The organism is Serratia grimesii NBRC 13537, assembly GCF_001590905.1.
In the GTDB taxonomy this organism is placed as follows: Bacteria; Pseudomonadota; Gammaproteobacteria; order Enterobacterales; family Enterobacteriaceae; genus Serratia; species Serratia grimesii.
Map to the genome: position 1 here is coordinate 1 of NZ_BCTT01000013.1, position 14,464 is coordinate 14,464.

Below are 14,464 nucleotides of genomic sequence, written 5' to 3' on the forward strand. Positions count from 1 at the left end.
ACCCACCACTCATTCTCTTGTTTAGCAGTACCCGGAAGTTCTGAAGTGGGTGATTAGCTCAGTTGGTAGAGCATCTCCTTTACACGGAGGGGGTCGGCGGTTCGAGCCCGTCATCACCCACCACTTCTGCGGGTCGTTAGCTCAGTTGGTAGAGCAGTTGACTTTTAATCAATTGGTCGCAGGTTCGAATCCCGCACGACCCACCAATACAGAAAAAAGCGCCTTTTGGCGCTTTTTTCGCATCTGTCGTTCAGAACCCCTCAAAACCTTTACCACCCTCCCAGTATCTTCATACAACTAACCATGCTCGTTATTAGGGAGAGCGTGCCGAAGGGGTCGTAGCGGCTTGCCCGCCGACCAATTTGCCGGGAGCAAATTGGAACGACTTCCAGTCGGCCCGTAGGGTGGGACACATGGACGTGTCCCATAATGGCCCCTCGGTGCGCTAGGCCGGGTATCTCGGGTTTAAAGACAACTATTTCACTACAAAATAAAGGCGCTGCAAGCAGCGCCTATAGGCTATAGCGAAGGTAAAACCTGATAATCAGGCCGCCAGCGTCGCCCCGCCATCAATCACAATATCCTGCATGGTGATATGGCTGGCGCGATCGGAAGCCAGGAACAAAATGGCATCGGCGATTTCCTGCGGCTGAGCAATTTTCCCCAACGGAATACCCAGTTTGAATTGCTCCGGGAAACCATTGATGGTGTTCTGCTCACCCGTTTCGTCCTGCCACATACCACGCTGCATTGGCGTATTGGTTGAACCTGGAGATACCAGGTTGCTACGGACGCCATAAGGGGCCATTTCCAATCCTACGGTTTGACACAGGCTACGCAATGCCGCCTTGGAGGCACAATAGGCCGCCATACCGACACGCGGTACATGGGCTGCATTAGACGCCACACTGACGATAGCACCACGCCGTTGGCGGCGGAAAACGGGCAAAGCATGGCGGAACATATTGAATGCGCCACCCGCATTGACGGCCAGACAGGCCAGCCAATCTGCAGTGCTGGTTTCATCCGTCATCCCCATACGCAGAATACCCGCCCCATTCACCAGGACGTCCAATTCACCTTGCTCAGCCAGCAAACGTCTACACACAAGGTCTACTGCGTCAGGGTCGGCGATATCCAGTACTTCAGTACGGAAGGCATATTCCGCCTCGCCAAAGTGCTTATCGAATCCAATCACCTCGGCACCGGCCCGCATAAAAGCTAATGCCGTTTCTAACCCAATCCCGGCTCCCGCGCCAGTAACCCAGACACGCTTACCCGCGAAATCGCCCTGTTGCCCCATCAGGCTTTCCCCTCTGACAACAGAGCCCACCAACCATCAATACTCGGGTTCTTGGCCAAGGCGATAAAATCAATATCACCACGGATTTTACGCCAGCGCGCTGCCAGCTCCATGATGCGCACCGAATCCAAACCGTAGTCGATCAGGTTTTCATCGTCACCCATATCTTCACTGTCTTCGTCGAGGAAAGGCATGATTTGCTGACGCAGTGCTGCCTTACTGGCGATGCCTGGCAGCAGTTCCGCGGTCGTTACCACACGACCACAACGACCTGCGGTATAACGCAGGGCCATCAGGTGCTCTTCACGGGAGAAGTCGGCCAGGCCGTCAGCCACCATAAACGGCTGAATATTACGCATGAAGGCATCAATCGCCGTGGTCATGCAGCCGATATGCGCGTACACGCCGCAGATAATCAATTGATCGCGTCCTGACTCCTGCAAAATTTCCTGCAAGGGGGAGCGGTGGAAAGCACTGTAGCGCCACTTCACCAACACGGTATCGTCGTCTTCCGGAGCCAAAGCAGCAACTACGGCTTGCTGTTCCGGATGTTTATTCAAACCCGGCCCCCACATGTCATTTAGCAAGGCGCGATCTTCATCGCTCTGCTGGTTCGGCTGCGCGGTGTAAAACACCGGGATACCCTGTGACTTGCAGTAACGGCGCAGGTTGGCAATGTTCTCCACCACCTGTTTGATCAACGGGCTGTCTTCACCCCAGAAATTCAGAAAATACTGCTGCATGTCGTGGATCAGCAGTGCAGCGCGCTGCGGTTCTACCGTCCAGGTCACTTTGTTGGTTGGCAGCTCAGCCTGAGTCGGCAACGCGTAATCATTAAGTTTTGGAATGGCCATGACTTATTCTCCCTGGACCAGAGTCAGTTGTTGCGCCTCTAGGCGTTGGCGCAACAGTTTTTTATCCACTTTGCCAACCGGGGTGAGCGGCAGCGTATCAACCTGTATAAAGCGGTCGGGTAACTTGAAATCGGCCACACCCTCGGCGCGTAAATGGCGACGCAGCACGACCGGTTTCAGTGCAGTTGTGGCGATAATATAGGCGCAGCTTTTTTCGCCCATCAGCTCATCCGGCATCGACACCAGCGCCGCATTGATCACTTCCGGATGGCGTAACAGCAGATTTTCGATCTCCTCGGCGGCGATCTTTTCCCCACCGCGGTTGATCTGATCTTTCTGTCGCCCCTCAACCTTCACATAACCGTCTTCGGTCAGGCTGATCAGATCGCCAGAACAGTAGAAACCGTCGTTATCAAAAGCCGCCGCGTTATGTTCCGGGCTTTGGTAATAACCGCGGAAGGTATAAGGCCCACGGGTCATGAGACGCCCGGTTTCCCCTACCGGCAGTGGGTTGCCATCATCATCAGCCACCCACAACTCGTCATCCGGAGACATCGGGCAGCCTTGGGTCGTCAAAATATGCTGATCGTCATCATCCAACCGGGTGTAGTTCACCAAGCCTTCCGCCATACCGAACACCTGCTGTAACTGGCAGCCGATTTCCGCGGGAATGCGTGCCGCCAGCGTTTCACCCAACTTGGCGCCGCCCACCTGTAGCAGCTTAAGGCTGGCCAGTTGTTGGCAACCGCCCCACTCTTCAATAGCCTGCAGCCACAGCGTCACCGCCGGTGGTACGAGCGCAGTCACATTAATCTGATGCTGATCGATTAGTCGGAAGCACTGCCCGGCATCGGGATCGCTGGCGAACACGACCAATCCGGCACCATAGAAAACACCCAGGACACCCGGGGAGCTCATCGGGTAGTTATGCGCAACCGGTAACGCGCACAAATAGCGGGTATCAACGTCGAAATGACAGATCTCCACACTGCGGCGAATGCTGTAGTAGTAATCATTGTGGGTGCGAGGGATAAGCTTTGGCGTACCGGTGCTGCCACCAGACAACTGGAAAAATGCCACCTGGTCTGCCGGAGTTGGTGCAACAACAAAATCTGCGCTGTCCTCTGCCAACCAAGCCGACAGTGACTGTTCACCGTCATCCTGGCTACGTAACCCCACCACACGCAATGAAGGATGCTCGGCACGGAACGCCGTCAGGAATTCGTCGTTACCAAACAGACCATGTTGACGGTCGGCAATCAGTAATGCCGGTTTGATTTGTGTGGCATAAGCGTTCAGCTCATTGCGTTGATGACTGAAGAGTGCGTTCACTGGCACAACACCCATTTTCAGCAACGCAAAGAACGTTACATAGAACTCGACCACGTTACCCAGTTGCACCAACGCAGTATCACCGCTTTGCATACCCCGACGTTGAAGGGCTGCAGCCAACCGGTCGGAAAGCTGGTTAAGCTGACGATAGCTCAGGCTACGTTGTGGGTCGATCAACGCGATGGCGTCATTTTTAGCCTGACGAGTGATGATGTCGGTCAATGGCCGATCAGTCCAATATCCGCGTTCACGATAACGACGGGCTAAATCATCAGGCCAGGGGGTAAAAGCAATACTCATGGGAATGTCTATCCTTGGTTCAGGCCAAACGCCCGCGAAATGGTACTGAGTTTGGTGCCGGTTTCATGCCACTCAGATTCCGGCGAAGAGTCCTGCACTATGCCGGCACCGGCAAACAGCCGCACCTGATTGCCTTGCACCGTGCCACAACGAATCGTCACCACCCACTCACCGTTACCTTCGGCATCACACCAGCCGACAATCCCGCCAAACAGGCCGCGGTCAAAGGGCTCCAGTTGCTTAATCACCTGGTGTGCCAATGCCGTCGGCGTACCGCACAGCGCGGGCGTTGGGTGCAGCAGGCAGGCCAGCGAGAGCGCATTTTCAGCACGGCTGGCAGCCTCACCGTCAATCGGTGTCGACAAGTGCCACAGCGTGGTGGTGCTCAATAACTCAGGTGTGGTTGGGATATTCAGATAGCTGCAACGTTCGGTCAGCACCTGCCGCATCCCTTCGGTGACAAACTGGTGCTCATAGCGATCTTTTTCTGATACCAACAGCTGCTGACTGATCTCGCGATCTCGCTGTGGATCGGCATTGCGTCGAGCGGAACCGGCCAACGGGTTAGAGAAAAATTGAGCGCCGGACTTACGTAACAGCAGTTCTGGGCTAGCACCCAGCAATGCCCCCTGTTCCAGCGGTACATGGAAGTGGAAACCATGTGGGTTCTGGGCGATGATACGCGCCATCAACGCCTGACGGTCCACCGGCTCGCGTGTTTCAATCTCCAGCAAACGCGACAGGACCACTTTATCCAACTGGTCGCCTTTGGTCGCTTCTACCGCATCCGCCACCATTTGCATGAAGGGTTGTTGAGCAGGTACCTCTCTTTGACGGGTAATTTCCGGCAAAGCGTCCTGTGGAGATTTCACGCTGGCCAAAAAGGCATCGCGTTCAAACCATTGAGTGTGCTGAGGGATAAACAGCGCAGAGGGTTGATGAGTGTCAAACGGGATCGCACCGCACAAAACCGGGTTCTTAACTCCTGCCAGTTTGGCCTCAGCAAAAGCATGCTGCACCGCCTGCTGGAATTCGCCATTCAATTGGTCGCCATCCAGGGCCGGCAGCGTGATTTTGGCGAAGCAGCCTTGCGTGCTCAGGCTACGGAAAGGAGAGGTAAAGAAAAAGCCGGAAGTCGGCGACACACCTGCGACAGGCTGTTCGCTATCCTTGCTTTGTGGCTTCTTATGCCCGGTACCCTTTACTGTAACACTCATCGGTTCTCCCTTTCGTATCATTAACAATAACCCGTATAATAATGATTATCATTTGTATTGAATCGCGTTAAATTACCCTCGTGAATATGCTATGTCAATAAATGTAAACAGTTCTTCCAATCATAATCATGATATAAAACCAGCAGCTTTAATTATATAAATGATAAGTATTACTATTTAACTTCTAAGGAATTCTTTATGAAGAAGAACCTGCTCATCAGCCTGGCACTATTTGGCATGATGGCTATCGGTGTAACCCATGCCGCAGACGCTGGCTGGCCACGCAAAATTGAAACGTCACACGGCGTGGTAACACTCACATCCCCTCCAGCCCGTATCGTTTCCACCAGCGTTACCGTCACCGGTACCCTGCTGGCGATCGACGCACCGGTAGTCGCCAGTGGTGCCACAACGCCAGGCAGCCGTCTGGCGGACTCACAAGGGTTCTTCCATCAGTGGAGCGCTATCGCGGCGCAACGCGGCGTTAAACGCCTGTACATCGGTGAACCCAATGCAGAAGCCATCGCCGGTGAAGCCCCCGATCTGATTATCATTTCGGCAACCGGTGCCGATTCCGCTCTGCGTTTGTACGATCAACTCTCCGCCATTGCCCCGGTGTTGGTCGTCAATTACGACGACAAAAGTTGGCAAGCGTTGGCGACTCAATTGGGCCAGGTCACTGGACATGAAGCCCAGGCACAAAAAATCGTCAGTGATTTCGATGCCCGTGAGAAATCGTTGAAACAGCGCATGAAGCTACCGGAACAACCCGTCTCCGCATTGGTATTCAGCGCCGATGGCAAGGCTGCCAATCTATGGACGGCTGAATCTTCCCAAGGCCAAATGCTCAAACAGCTTGGTTTTACGCTAGCCATCCCGCCAGCCAAGCTGAACAACAGCCGCAGCATGGGGATGCGCAAAGACATTATTCAACTGAGCGGTGAGAACCTGGCGGAAGGTCTGAACGGCCAGACGCTGATGTTATTTGCCAACAACGACAGTGATGCACAACGGCTGATGGCTAATCCTTTCCTGGCTCATCTGCCGTCAGTACAACACAAGCGGGTTTACGCACTGGGGAATGATACTTTCCGACTGGATTATTACAGCGCCAGCAACCTGCTGACGCTGTTGGAAAAACAGTTTATTTCTCAGTAGATTCTGCGGCGGGCCGGAGATCGTTTTCTTGCCCGCCACTGCCCACCTGACGCAAACCGCGCATCGCAAACGCCAGCACTACGCCGAGTACCGCAACACCAAAACCAAAGCTGGTTGATGTCATCGCTGGCAGCATAAACGCACCCATCGCCCCCAACAGCAACGCTCCAAGTGCGTCACCCACCACGTTCTGCGCCGTCCACAGGCCATTAATGCGCCCGAGGAACGCATCAGGCGTCAGGTTCTGGATCAACCCATACTGCAACAATGAGTTCAGCGCGCTCAGGTAACCAAAAACCACCAGGAAAAACAGCGCCAGACCATACCATGGCATGAGACCAAACAGACCAATGGCAACGAAAGCGCCAATCGCCGTCATCAGCATCATCCAACCCGGACGCGCAACGTGGGCAACCCGACCACTGGTGAAGGCGCCAATCGCCGCCCCCAATGGCACAGCAGAGTACATAAAGCCCAACTGCGCCGCGCTGACATGCCACATACCGGACATGGCCGGATACAATACTCGCACCGCACTGGCCATGGTCAGCAGTGCACCGATCAGCGCCACCATACCAATCACCCGATTGCGGAACAGAAAGCCAAAACCGCCGGCGAGCGCACGCAGCGGATGCTCACGCGGCTGTGGTGGTGGAAACAGCTGTGGAAGACGCAGTAAAGGGATCAGCGTCAGTAAGGTACCAAATGCCGCCAAAGCGTAGTTCCACGTCACACCGGCGTTAGCGATCACCAAGCCACCGATCGCCGGGGAGAGGATCGAACCAAAACGCACCGTCAGCATGCTGATAGCCCCGGCCTGTACGATATTTTCACGCCCTACCAGCGCCGGTGTTGCCGCCAACAGTGCCGTGACGCCGACCGCGCCAAAGAAACCGTCCCAGACCGCCAGCAGATAAATCAGTGTTAATGACGGTGCGGGCAACGCAGCATTCATACACAGGCCGATAAAACCTATGCCGCAGGTGGAACGCGCAAACAAAATCAAACGGCGACGTTCGTAGCGATCGGCCAGTACACCGCCCATCAGTAATCCGGCAAACATGCCGCTGCCTGCCAGCGTTACGGACAATCCGACCAACAGCGTCGATCCGGTCAAGGCTTGAATCTGAACCGGGATCGCAATGGCCATCAACCCCAACGCGAGAATAGAAATAAAACGCGCGCAGAATACGGCACGAAAGGCGCCATTGGTCTTAAGCAGGCCAAAATCAAGCAAAATAGAGGGCTTACTCATGTGCTTTCTCACCACAACTAAAGAAAAGGGGCAGCGTCTGTGCTGCAATAGCGAAGGGACTCATGGTACCATAGATGAAAACAATCAATAATGATAATAAATATCATTTATATTCAATTAAATAATGGATTGTTATGTTACGGATTTCACGCCATTGCACACAGTCTGTTCCCACCCCACGCGGGCGTCATCTTGGGAACACTCCCCATTCATTCCGTGGCAGGCTGTTTGGCCTGCTGATTGCCCTTTTCGCACTGCTGGTTATCATGCTGCTCAGCCTGTCGCTTGGCGCTAAATCTATCCCTTTTGACACAGTTATCCAGGCGCTTAACGGACAATGCAGCGGCGCGGACTGCACCATCATTACCAACGCCCGGCTGCCACGCACGCTGGTTGGCGTGTTGGCCGGCATCGCGCTGGGTCTGTCTGGAGTACTGATGCAAACCCTCACCCGTAATCCGCTGGCCGATCCCGGTATTCTTGGGGTTAACGCCGGTGCGGGTTTTGCCGTAGTGCTGGGTATCACTTTCTTTGGCGCCGCTAACATCAGTCAATATCTGTGGTTCGCCTTTGCTGGCGCAATGTTTGCCGCGCTGCTGGTCGCATTGATCGGTGCTCTGGGTGGCAGCAGCCTGAACCCGGTACGCCTGACGCTAGCCGGGGTCGCCATGGCGGCGGTGCTAGAGGGCCTGACCTCCGGGATTTCCCTGTTAAACCCGCTGGTGTTCGATCAGTTGCGTTTTTGGCAGGCCGGTTCGCTGGATATTCAAAATATGCAGGTAGTGCGCACCGTCGCCCTGCCGATCCTGCTGGGCACGCTGATTACGCTATGGATGAGTAAGTCGCTGAATAGCCTGAGCATGGGCAATGAATTAGCCACTGCGCTGGGGACCGGCATTGTTCGTACCCAGTTGTTGGGCCTGCTGGCCATTACCTTACTGTGCGGCGGTGCCACTGCCGCCGTCGGCCCGATTGCCTTTGTTGGCCTGATGATGCCACATATTGCTCGTCGGCTGGCCGGTTCAGAACTGCACTGGATGCTGCCGTGGACACTGGTGTTGACCCCTATCCTGCTGTTGAGTGCCGACCTCATCGGCCGCTTCCTGGTTGCCGGTGAATTACGTGTCTCCATCGTCACCGCCCTGATTGGTGCACCGCTGCTGATCATTCTGGTGCGTCAACGCCATATGTTCAGGAGGCAGCGCTAATGTCGATGTCTGCAGCCCGTCAAATGGCGAACCATAAAATTCGAGCCTTGTCGCGTCCGACACTGACCGCGCTGTTGCTAATGCTGGCCGCTCTGGCGCTCGCCATTTACGCCTTGGGTTCTGGCGCACTGTCGCTAAGTGCTTCGCAGGTGATCGATGCCTTGCGTGGTGAAGGCCCGGCAAATCTGGCGGTGATCGTCACCCAGTGGCGCTTGCCACGCGTGACGATGGCACTGTTGCTGGGGGCCGCACTGGGCCTCAGCGGTGCCATTTTCCAGTCAATATTGCGCAACCCGCTCGGCAGCCCTGACGTAATTGGCTTTAACACCGGCGCCTACAGCGGTGTATTGGTGGCAATTGTGGTGTTTAATGGTGGTGTCTTCGGCATCACTACTGGGGCGTTGGCCGGTGGTTTACTCACCGCCGCGTTGATTTATTTGCTGGCATGGCGCAATGGTGTCGAATCATTCCGTTTGATTATCGTCGGCATCGCGGTGCGCGCCCTGCTGGTTGCCGGTAATACCTGGCTCCTTATCAGTGCATCGTTGGAGTCAGCGATGTCTGCCGGACTGTGGAATGCCGGTTCACTTAACGGTGTCAGCTGGGCGAAAAGCCTGCCCGTAATAGTCGTAATTGTACTGTGTTGCCTGCTGCTCTTGACCCTGGCTCGCCGCATGCGGCTGCTGGAAATGGGGGATGACGCCGCCTGTGCGCTCGGCGTGTCAGTGGAACGTTCGCGTGTATTGCTACTACTGATCGGGGTTATCCTGACAGCCGCCGCAACCGCTGTGGCTGGACCAATCTCCTTTATCGCATTGGTGGCACCACAGATTGCCCGACGCCTGTGCGCTAACCGTAGCGTACTGCTGCTGACGGCTCTGACTGGCGCACTGCTGCTGCTGTTCGCTGATGTCGCCGCACAACGCCTGTTTATGCCTTATCAGTTGCCGGTCGGTGTACTCACCGTCAGCCTGGGTGGCATTTACCTGATTTGGCTATTAATCCGTGAGTCACGAAAAAAATGAATGCTGACCCCTTACAGACCGCGCCATTGCGCGCTGAACATCTGACACTCGGCTATGACAAAAAAATCGTCGCAAGCGACCTTTCCGTCTCAATACCGCACGGTGAACTGACGGTAATTATCGGGCCAAATGCCTGTGGCAAATCTACCTTGTTACGTACCCTCAGCCGTCTGATCCAACCCCAGGCAGGTGCCGTATGGCTAAACGGCAAACACATCAGCGAATATGCAACCAAAGAGGTGGCACGCCAGCTTGGGCTGCTGCCACAAAGCTCAACCGCGCCAGGCGACATTACTGTGTTTGATTTGGTGGCCCGTGGCCGCTATCCGCATCAGCGTCTGTTCAGTCGCTGGCGTGAGGAAGATCAACAGGCAGTAGAACAAGCAATGCGTTCTACCGGCGTTTTTGAGCTGTCCGAACAGCCGGTCGATACGCTCTCTGGCGGGCAACGCCAACGCGTGTGGATTGCTATGGTATTAGCACAGCAGACACCACTGCTGCTGCTGGATGAACCGACCACCTGGCTGGACATTACCCATCAGATAGACCTGCTGGAGCTAATGCGTCAACTAAACCGTGAAAACGGCCATACATTGGTGGTGGTGCTGCACGATCTCAACCATGCGTGTCGTTATGCCACACATCTGATCGCCATGCGCGACGGCAAAGTTGTTGCCGAAGGCGCACCTAAGGATATTGTGACGCCAGAACTGATCGAAGCAGTGTATGGTCTGCGCTGCATGATCATTGACGATCCGGTTTCACACACGCCGTTGGTGGTACCTCTGGGTAAGCAACAGACAGTGTAAGGGCCCAGTAGCTGGACCCTTATTAATCGGGGCGAATGTATTCGCCCCCTCCCCGTCACTGGGTATTACAAAGCGCGTAGTATGCGGTTCAGCAACGGCCCCAGCACTTTGAACGACGCCGGTGAAACGATATCTACGTGCGCGCAATCCAGTTCATGCACCTGCAAGGCATCCACGTATTGCGACCAGGTCTGCTGCACATCCATCCCTTCCTGTAAGGTCTGACGCGCAACAAACAACGTCGCCTGCCCTTTGAAGTTCGCCGTATTGGTCGCTGAAAGCAAGCGGACTGAATCGGCATAGTTGGCTTCGATATTATCAAACATCGCCACACGGGTTTCGCCCAATGCAGTATCCAACGCATCCTCAGACACTGCCAGGAACTGCTGACGTTCGCGCTGAACTTCTTTTAGCACGTTGTCATCGAGCATCACATCCCAGTTCTGGGTTTCCGGCGGGTAAGTATCCAGCAACCCAAGGAAGGCCACTTCTTCACCCCGTGCCTGCAATCTGGCTGCGATACCCTGCGCCAAAGTGCCACCCAGTGAATAACCGATAAAGTGATAGGGACCCTTCGGCTGCACCTGCAATACCTTCTCCAGATGCGCGTCGCAGACCTGATCCATATGCTCACTGAGCGCCAGCGGGCCATCAGGACGTGGCGATTGGATCCCCACCAACGACCAATGCTGATCGATATAGCGCGGCAATACACTGAACTGCCAGGAGAATCCAGAAGCAGGATGCAGACAGAACAACGTCGGACCGTCGGTGGTACGCAGTGGCAATATGCTGTCAAAACCCGTCTGGTCCGCTTCTTCCTGCGTGCGCTCTTGCGCCAACAGTTGCGCCAATTGTTCTACACGGGAAGCAACCATCACCTGCCCGACAGACACCGCCTTGCCCAGATCACGACGCAGTTCCGCCGCCAGACGCATCGCCAACAACGAGTGCCCGCCAAGCGCAAAGAAATCATCGTCGGCAAATACAGTTTCACGCTGTAGCAAACGGGCGAACACGGCGGCGATTGCCGTTTCCAGCCCCGCTTCAGGTTCACGCCCTGCGGCTCTGACACCGCTTTGTGGTTGCGGTAATGCTTTACGATCCAGCTTGCCATTGGCGCTCAGCGGTAGAGACTCCATCTCAACTAACGCTACTGGCACCATATGTGGCGGCAGACGATCGACCAGCGCAGCACGCAACGCGTCCAGATCAAGACGCACGCCAGGCTGCGCCACCAGATACCCCACCAGTTGGCGGGCATCTCCACCGCCAGGATCTGTTGGCGTATTATTCAGTACCAGCGCATGCGTAACCGCCTGCTTGATACCCGGTAACGACAGCAGCGCATGATCGATTTCACTCAATTCGATGCGTTGACCACGAATTTTTAGCTGATCGTCACTACGGCCAAGGTATTCCACCTCGCCTCCTGGCAGCCAACGAGCAACGTCACCCGTGCGGTACATGCGACCACCGTCGCCGTCAGGATCTGCCACAAAGCGGCTGGCCGTCAGTTCCGGCCGCCCCAAATAACCCTGCGCCAGCTGTACGCCCGTAAGATACAAATCGCCAGCAACACCGGGCGGCACCGGACGCAGACGTGCGTCGAGGATGCGCAACCCGGTATTCCACACTGGCAAACCGATCGGCACGTTAGCCCCCTTGACAGCGGCCAAGGCCTCGCCCCAGGCAGGATGCCAACTGACATCAACAGCGGCTTCGGTCGGACCATACAGATTGTGCAACGGCACACCTGTGCGACTTTGCCACAAGCGACACAGCTCGGCAGGCAGTGCTTCACCACTACAGAATACCTGTCGTAATGGTGCGCAGCAGGCCACTGCTTGTCGGCTGTCCAACGCCCCCACAAAGGCCGCCAGCATCGAAGGCACAAAGTGCATGGTGGTAACTCTGTACCGGTCAATCAATTGCAGCAGTTGTTCCGGATCACGATGCGCTTCCGGCGGCGCCATAACCAATTGCGCCCCCACCATCAGCGGCCAGAAAAACTCCCACACCGAGACATCAAAGCTGCAAGGGGTTTTCTGCAACACCACATCGCCTGCCGCCATCGGATACTGGTGCTGCATCCACAGCAAGCGGTTGACGATCGCCTGGTGGCCAACCAGCACACCTTTGGGCCGCCCAGTCGAACCAGAGGTAAAAATAATGTAGGCCGGATGATGCGGCGTTGGCCCGTGGAGCACGACGTCTGCCGTCAGCGGTGCGTCATACAGGAAAATATCGCCCTTTCCGGCAAAGCGTGCTTGCTGACCAGGCTCGGTGATAATCAGGCGAGGTGCCGCATCCTCCAGCATCATGCTGAGGCGTTCGTCAGGGTAACCGGTGTCCAGCGGTAAATAAGCCGCTCCGGCCTCAACAATGGCCATTAATGCCAACGACAGGAAAACTGAACGCGGCAACGCGACGGCGACGATATCACCAGGCTGTACGCCCTGCGCTGTCAATTGGCGCGCCAACGCCATCACCTGCTCACGTGTCTCCCGGTAGCTGAATTGATATTGCGCATCAGCCAGTGCCGGGGCATTCGGGGTTTTCTGCGCTTGCTCTGCTAGTAGGCCCGTCAGCGTTTGCGGCGCCACCGGATGCGCAGTGTCGTTAACTCTGGTCAGCAGTTTATGATCTTGCTCGGTAAGCAAATCAGCTTCGCTGATCGGCATCTGCGGCTGAGCGGCAAACTGACGCAACAATAGCGGCAAACGCTGTAAATGTGCAGCCAACTCATCACGCTGATAGCGCTCAGCATTGGCCAGCAGATCAACCTTCAGCGTACCGGATTCATCCAGGTACAGTGCGATTTCCAGATCCCGGACCGGCCCTGAAGCCAATTCATGGGTAATACCTTCAATACCGCCGAAGTCCAACTGGAAGTCGAACATTTTAAAGTTGAACACCGTGCCATACAGCGGCTGAGCATCGCCAATCCGCCCCAGATCACGTTGTACCTGTTCCGCTTCATAGCGCTGATGGCGACGGACGATTTTCAGCTCGCGACCAATATTGCCGGCAACGTCGCTCAAGGTCGCCTGCGGATCGAGGTGCATTTCGATCGGCAAAACGTTAATCACCGGCCCATTAGCACACAACGCGGCCGAACCGGTACGGCGCATAAAGATAAAACCTGCGCTGAAACTGGCGTGACCACTCAAGCGGGACACCCATAATGCCACCAGTGCCAACGCCATATCTGCCACGCTGAATTGCTGCTGACCGGCATTGACCAGTCGGTTAAAATCCTGCTGGTCACACAGTTGCGATAACCGATGGATACGGGTGGTCGGCGTCTGCCCAGCCAATGGCTGAGGGCAAAGGGTAGCCGGTGTCGGCAACTGTTGGGCCTTATTCAGCCAAAACGCGGCGTCGCGTTGGCACGTGGTCGACTGTGCATAACGCTGATACTCCTCGACCACCTCACTGAATGCGGTGAACGGCGTCGGATCCGGCAGTTCATTACGTAATATTCGGGTGTAAATATGGGCAATTCTGCGGGCAATAGCTGTGAAACTAAAGCCATCAACCAGAATATGGTGATAACGCTGATACCAGAACCAGCGTCGCTCCGACAGGCGGATCAAGATATGCCGATACAGCGCATTGCCGCTGCCGATACGCAAATCGCCGGACATATCCAATTGCATGACAGCACGTGCCGCCGCAGCAGCATCGGGGGAATCACGCAAATCAATCAACTCAACCGGCAGGATCGCGAGTTGCGGGTCAAGCCACTGCACCGGTACCCCATCACGCTCTTCAAAGCGGAACTGCAAGGTATCCACTTCGGATAGGCCCTGCGCAATCGCCTGCATCAAACGATCCTGATCCAACGCGCCATTCAGTTCAATGTAGTGGGAGACCGCATAAGCATTCGCGTGCGGTGAAATTTGATCGGCAACCCAAATTCCGGGTTGCGCAGCGACCAACGGCAGCTCAGTGGCAAGTTGCTGTTCGGCCGATAATAAAGTGCTGTCTGACAAGGTAC

The 14,464-nt window shown here is 55.5% G+C and carries 10 protein-coding genes and 2 tRNA genes; 6 read left to right on the top strand and 6 right to left on the bottom strand.

The window, feature by feature from the left end:
- Positions 1 to 47: 47 nt before the first annotated feature.
- Together SGR01S_RS17040 and SGR01S_RS17045 are read left to right on the top strand one after the other, a co-directional pair.
- Positions 48 to 123, top strand: a tRNA-Val gene (locus tag SGR01S_RS17040).
- A gap of 7 nt (positions 124 to 130) precedes the next feature.
- Positions 131 to 206: transfer RNA gene (locus SGR01S_RS17045), tRNA-Lys, on the top strand.
- A 338-nt stretch (positions 207 to 544) separates the two neighbouring features.
- On the opposite strand, the gene dhbA is transcribed toward SGR01S_RS17045, so the two are convergent.
- From dhbA to SGR01S_RS17065, 4 genes are read right to left on the bottom strand one after another with little or no spacing between them, the layout of a single operon-like run.
- Positions 545 to 1,303, bottom strand: coding sequence for a 2,3-dihydro-2,3-dihydroxybenzoate dehydrogenase (dhbA, locus tag SGR01S_RS17050; protein ID WP_061808086.1), 759 nt, complete (start codon positions 1,301 to 1,303; stop codon positions 545 to 547).
- Positions 1,303 to 2,157, bottom strand: a complete 855-nt coding sequence (locus SGR01S_RS17055) for an isochorismatase (protein ID WP_037423743.1) — start codon at positions 2,155 to 2,157, stop codon at positions 1,303 to 1,305. The genes dhbA and SGR01S_RS17055 overlap by 1 nt, the downstream gene beginning before the upstream one ends.
- Positions 2,158 to 2,160: 3 nt before the next feature.
- Positions 2,161 to 3,789, bottom strand: a complete 1,629-nt coding sequence (locus tag SGR01S_RS17060; RefSeq protein ID WP_037423746.1) for a (2,3-dihydroxybenzoyl)adenylate synthase — start codon at positions 3,787 to 3,789, stop codon at positions 2,161 to 2,163.
- An 8-nt stretch (positions 3,790 to 3,797) separates the two neighbouring features.
- A complete protein-coding gene (locus SGR01S_RS17065) occupies positions 3,798 to 5,006 on the bottom strand; it encodes an isochorismate synthase (RefSeq protein WP_037423749.1) in 1,209 nt (402 codons plus the stop codon).
- A gap of 198 nt (positions 5,007 to 5,204) precedes the next feature.
- Between SGR01S_RS17065 and fepB the strand changes: the two genes are divergently transcribed.
- A complete protein-coding gene (gene fepB, locus SGR01S_RS17070) occupies positions 5,205 to 6,164 on the top strand; it encodes a Fe2+-enterobactin ABC transporter substrate-binding protein (protein WP_061808087.1) in 960 nt (319 codons plus the stop codon).
- On the opposite strand, the gene entS is transcribed toward fepB, so the two are convergent.
- Positions 6,151 to 7,419 (bottom strand): enterobactin transporter EntS, encoded by a 1,269-nt coding sequence (gene entS / locus SGR01S_RS17075; protein ID WP_061808088.1) that lies wholly within the window; start codon positions 7,417 to 7,419, stop codon positions 6,151 to 6,153. The genes fepB and entS overlap by 14 nt on opposite strands.
- Positions 7,420 to 7,553: 134 nt before the next feature.
- On the opposite strand from entS, the gene fepD reads away from it, so the two are divergent.
- The 3 genes from fepD to SGR01S_RS17090 are packed head-to-tail and all read left to right on the top strand — an operon-like array spanning position 7,554 to position 10,461.
- Positions 7,554 to 8,627 carry a Fe(3+)-siderophore ABC transporter permease gene (gene fepD, locus SGR01S_RS17080; RefSeq protein ID WP_061808089.1) on the top strand — a complete coding sequence of 358 codons (1,074 nt, stop codon included), beginning with the start codon at positions 7,554 to 7,556 and terminating at the stop codon, positions 8,625 to 8,627.
- Positions 8,627 to 9,652: an iron-enterobactin ABC transporter permease gene (fepG, locus tag SGR01S_RS17085; protein WP_061808090.1), complete on the top strand. Its 1,026-nt coding sequence runs from the start codon at positions 8,627 to 8,629 to the stop codon at positions 9,650 to 9,652. Before fepD ends, fepG begins: the two co-directional genes overlap by 1 nt.
- The gene (locus SGR01S_RS17090) at positions 9,649 to 10,461 is read left to right on the top strand and encodes an ATP-binding cassette domain-containing protein (RefSeq protein ID WP_061808091.1); all 813 of its coding nucleotides are present in this window, start codon (positions 9,649 to 9,651) and stop codon (positions 10,459 to 10,461) included. The genes fepG and SGR01S_RS17090 overlap by 4 nt, the downstream gene beginning before the upstream one ends.
- Before the next feature lie 65 nt (positions 10,462 to 10,526).
- Here the strand turns inward: SGR01S_RS17090 and SGR01S_RS17095 are convergent, their stop codons facing one another.
- Complete coding sequence (locus SGR01S_RS17095; RefSeq protein WP_061808092.1) at positions 10,527 to 14,459, bottom strand: enterobactin synthase subunit F; 3,933 nt, start codon at positions 14,457 to 14,459, stop codon at positions 10,527 to 10,529.
- Between the last annotated feature and the right edge of the window lie 5 nt (positions 14,460 to 14,464).

Bases quoted from the DNA above. Each gene is read 5' to 3' on its own strand.
- fepB (WP_061808087.1), top strand. From the start codon at position 5,205: ATGAAGAAGAACCTGCTCATCAGCCTGGCACTATTTGGCATGATGGCT.
- entS (WP_061808088.1), bottom strand. From the start codon at position 7,419: ATGAGTAAGCCCTCTATTTTGCTTGATTTTGGCCTGCTTAAGACCAAT.
- fepD (WP_061808089.1), top strand. From the start codon at position 7,554: ATGTTACGGATTTCACGCCATTGCACACAGTCTGTTCCCACCCCACGC.
- SGR01S_RS17065 (WP_037423749.1), bottom strand. From the start codon at position 5,006: ATGAGTGTTACAGTAAAGGGTACCGGGCATAAGAAGCCACAAAGCAAG.
- dhbA (WP_061808086.1), bottom strand. From the start codon at position 1,303: ATGGGGCAACAGGGCGATTTCGCGGGTAAGCGTGTCTGGGTTACTGGC.
- SGR01S_RS17060 (WP_037423746.1), bottom strand. From the start codon at position 3,789: ATGAGTATTGCTTTTACCCCCTGGCCTGATGATTTAGCCCGTCGTTAT.
- SGR01S_RS17055 (WP_037423743.1), bottom strand. From the start codon at position 2,157: ATGGCCATTCCAAAACTTAATGATTACGCGTTGCCGACTCAGGCTGAG.
- SGR01S_RS17090 (WP_061808091.1), top strand. From the start codon at position 9,649: ATGAATGCTGACCCCTTACAGACCGCGCCATTGCGCGCTGAACATCTG.
- fepG (WP_061808090.1), top strand. From the start codon at position 8,627: ATGTCGATGTCTGCAGCCCGTCAAATGGCGAACCATAAAATTCGAGCC.